5 protein-coding genes and 1 riboswitch are annotated in these 3,257 nt (G+C 49.4%); of the genes, 2 read left to right on the plus strand and 3 right to left on the minus strand.

The annotated features are described in order from the left end of the window. Positions 1-148: 148 nt before the first annotated feature. The 3 genes from JO226_RS15940 to JO226_RS15950 are packed head-to-tail and all read right to left on the minus strand — an operon-like array spanning position 149 to position 1,456. Positions 149-592 carry a Shiga toxin A subunit gene (locus tag JO226_RS15940; protein WP_293602518.1) on the minus strand — a complete coding sequence of 148 codons (444 nt, stop codon included), beginning with the start codon at positions 590-592 and terminating at the stop codon, positions 149-151. 1 nt (position 593) lies between these two features. After that, the gene (locus JO226_RS15945; RefSeq protein WP_293602519.1) at positions 594-962 is read right to left on the minus strand and encodes a tlde1 domain-containing protein; all 369 of its coding nucleotides are present in this window, start codon (positions 960-962) and stop codon (positions 594-596) included. Beyond that, positions 962-1,456: a type VI secretion system tube protein TssD gene (locus tag JO226_RS15950; RefSeq protein ID WP_293602520.1), complete on the minus strand. Its 495-nt coding sequence runs from the start codon at positions 1,454-1,456 to the stop codon at positions 962-964. The genes JO226_RS15945 and JO226_RS15950 overlap by 1 nt, the downstream gene beginning before the upstream one ends. Before the next feature lie 296 nt (positions 1,457-1,752). Continuing rightward, positions 1,753-1,849: riboswitch (TPP riboswitch) on the plus strand. A 37-nt stretch (positions 1,850-1,886) separates the two neighbouring features. On the opposite strand from JO226_RS15950, the gene thiM reads away from it, so the two are divergent. Next, positions 1,887-2,666, plus strand: a complete 780-nt coding sequence (gene thiM, locus JO226_RS15955) for a hydroxyethylthiazole kinase (RefSeq protein ID WP_293602521.1) — start codon at positions 1,887-1,889, stop codon at positions 2,664-2,666. After that, positions 2,663-3,257 (plus strand): bifunctional hydroxymethylpyrimidine kinase/phosphomethylpyrimidine kinase (thiD, locus tag JO226_RS15960; RefSeq protein ID WP_293602522.1); only part of this gene is annotated, 595 nt, incomplete at its 3' end. The genes thiM and thiD, both read left to right, overlap by 4 nt.

Consider the following 3,257-nt stretch of genomic DNA (forward strand, 5'->3'; position numbering starts at 1 on the left):
CAAACCGGCTTTGTGTTTGATGACGGGATTGGTAGTATGAAGCATGAGAGTTACCTCGTGTTTTGTATAAGGATTCGACACCCATATCAAAACCGGTAACTCTCAACCTTTCAAGGTCATATGTCAGATCTGGTCGCGACTAATACACTTAAAACTCTCTTGATAATGTAATATATCCATTAAATCTAATTGAACATTCATCTTTGTTCATAAGACTAGAGGCAATAAATACAGATTTCTTACCAATTTTATTGGTGTAAGTATATTTTGCTGTAATTGATTTTACCTCATTGTCATAGTAGCTTGATAGATAAATGTCCTTGTACATATCTTCTGTTTTATCTTTGCTGGGATCTTTATCATAATCAATTCTTGCTAAATATTTAGCATAGACTTTAGATACAGGGGATATGTCAATTACTTCAACTTTTGCTTTGGTTTCATCTACAGTGGATGTATCAATTTTTAAATCTTTTGATAAAGCATCAAACAGTGATGATTCCATTGATAGACCAACTGCTGCACATCCGTAGTCTTTTGCATATGCAAATATAGGTAATATTGATAATGAGTAAATTAATAATTTCCTCATATTAATCTTCCACCACTAGAATTTTATCACTGCTTGCTGCAATCACTTTCCTGTATGGCAAGTTAAGGATGATACAACCATCTGAAGCATCACCCAAACCAGATGAATTATCACCGTGTATCATGAATCCATCACGTCCACACATATCAACACCAGCATAAGGTGTAAGTCTCATAGTCCATGCTCTGGTTCTTCTATGGTAGAAAGCAGGGCCAATAGTATAGGTTCCTCTAGGAAGTGGGCCTTTACCTTTTACACATTCATTTGCAGAATCATTCTTAAATCCTGGTCTACCAGAATACTTACCATCAAATTGATAAGTGCCATTAAGATAAAAGCTATGAGAACTTACTTTATAAACCCATGACATTACGCCGCCTCCTTGCTACCGTTCCATGAATCAGAGTGAACTATGTTACCGTCCAGATAGTGCCATGTGATTTTTTCATAGGCTAAATAGAATGCCTCTAGATGGTTATGTTTTTCAAACATAGGATCTTTGACATCAAACATGAATGGTTCAATTTCGTTCACCCTCACATTATCCATAGTCACACGGAAATATTCTTCTTCCTGTCCGTTGTAGTTGATCCGGTAGAACTTCAATACAGCCTGCTTAAACTTCCTTCCAGATGATACGCCTTGATAGAGATAAGGTGATGAACTATCTAGTTCTTTTATGAGTGCATAATCACAATGAATACGCTTAGCGGTGATCTTACCTGTTAGTGGATCAGTAGGTAGTTCAACGTTGTGCATCAGTTCCACAATCTCTATAGAACCCTCTCTACCGTGGATATCCACAGACCCTTTAACTTGATTTCCTGCATTATCGGTAAGCCATAGATAAACAGGTATAGCCATTTCTAAAACTCCTTTTCATTATTAAGAATGCTCGGCAATCGTACTCCTCCTGGTTCTGATAGCGTAAGTGATACTTCCGAGAGCAAGTTCCGAAAACTTTCACAATCTATGGATGATCACAAAATCAATGTGTTATTCACGCTATTAGCTATTTATCATTGATTTGCATCAATATTGTCTACTTCGAATTTGTATCACTGCTATTGGAATTTTGCCGTTTACAAGACTTCCCGCGGGCATTACTATCCAGAACGGTGATTAATGTGGAGCATTAATCACAACGCATTGATTTTGTTTTAAATGACTCGGGGTGCCCTTCCTTACGAAGGCTGAGAAATACCCGTACCACCTGATCTGGATAATGCCAGCGTAGGGAAGTCAGAGACCATCACATGGTTATCGCTTCTTCACGACCTGGCAGGAGCAAACCATGCAAGCTGACCTGCTTAGCCCCGCGCAACTCGCGCACGTTCGCCATCTGTTTCACACCCACTCGCCGCTCGTACACTGCATGACGAACGACGTGGTGCAAACCTTTACCGCCAATGTGCTGCTGGCCATTGGCGCCTCCCCGGCGATGGTCATCGATGATGACGAAGCCGCGCAGTTCTCCGCCATAGCCGACGCACTGTTGGTCAACGTCGGTACCCTCACTCGGGACCGGGCGCAGGCGATGCGTGCGGCGGTGCGTTGCGCGCACGCTCAGGGTAAACCCTGGGCGCTTGACCCGGTGGCGGTCGGAGCATTAACCCTGCGCAGCGATTTCTGCCGCGAGCTGCTGGCCCTTAAGCCTGCGGCCATTCGCGGTAACGCCTCGGAAATTCTGGCTCTCGCGGGGATGAGCCGCGGCGGGCGCGGGGTGGATACCACCGATGAGGCGGCGACAGCGTTACCCGCCGCGCAGGCGCTGGCGCGCCAGTGGGCGACGATTGTCGCCGTGACCGGTGAGGTGGATTACATCACCGACGGCGCGCGCATCACCATGGTGACCGGCGGCGACCCGCTGATGACCCGGGTGGTCGGCACTGGTTGCGCGCTGTCCGCGGTGGTGGCGGCAAGCCTTGCGCTACCGGGCGACCCGATGGATAACGTTGCAGCCGCCTGCGGGATGATGAAGGACGCCGGGCGTGTGGCGACGGCAAACAGCCGTGGGCCGGGAAGCTTTGTCGCCGCTTTTGTCGACGCCCTGTATGCGCAGGTGCAGGCATGACGCGCATTAACGCCCTGACTATCGCGGGTACGGACCCCAGCGGCGGCGCCGGTATCCAGGCAGATCTGAAAACCTTCTCGGCGCTGGGGGCTTACGGCTGCTCGGTGATCACCGCGCTGGTGGCGCAAAACACCCGCGGCGTACAGTCGGTATACCGTATAGAACCTGATTTTGTCGCCGCGCAGCTGGATTCGGTACTGAGCGATGTGCGCATCGACACTACCAAAATCGGTATGCTGGCGGAGGCGGATATCGTCGAGGCCGTAGCGGAGCGCCTCGCCCGCTATCAGATCCAGAACGTGGTGCTGGATACGGTCATGCTCGCCAAAAGCGGCGATCCGCTGCTTTCCGCCTCTGCCGTAGAGACGTTGCGCCGTCGTCTGCTGCCGCAGGTATCGCTGATTACGCCGAATCTGCCGGAAGCGGCGGCGCTGCTGGCGGCGGCGCACGCGCGCAATGAGCAGGAGATGCTGGAGCAAGGGCGTGCGCTGCTCGGTTTGGGCTGCGGCGCCGTGCTGATGAAGGGAGGACATCTTGAGGATGCCGAAAGCCCTGACTGGTTGTTGACGCCGCAGGGCGAATACCGGTTCA

This window comes from Pluralibacter sp. (assembly GCF_019237635.1).
GTDB lineage: Bacteria > Pseudomonadota > Gammaproteobacteria > Enterobacterales > Enterobacteriaceae > Enterobacter_B.

Bases quoted from the DNA above. Each gene is read 5' to 3' on its own strand.
- JO226_RS15940 (WP_293602518.1), bottom strand. From the start codon at position 592: ATGAGGAAATTATTAATTTACTCATTATCAATATTACCTATATTTGCA.
- JO226_RS15945 (WP_293602519.1), bottom strand. From the start codon at position 962: ATGTCATGGGTTTATAAAGTAAGTTCTCATAGCTTTTATCTTAATGGC.
- JO226_RS15950 (WP_293602520.1), bottom strand. From the start codon at position 1,456: ATGGCTATACCTGTTTATCTATGGCTTACCGATAATGCAGGAAATCAA.
- thiM (WP_293602521.1), top strand. From the start codon at position 1,887: ATGCAAGCTGACCTGCTTAGCCCCGCGCAACTCGCGCACGTTCGCCAT.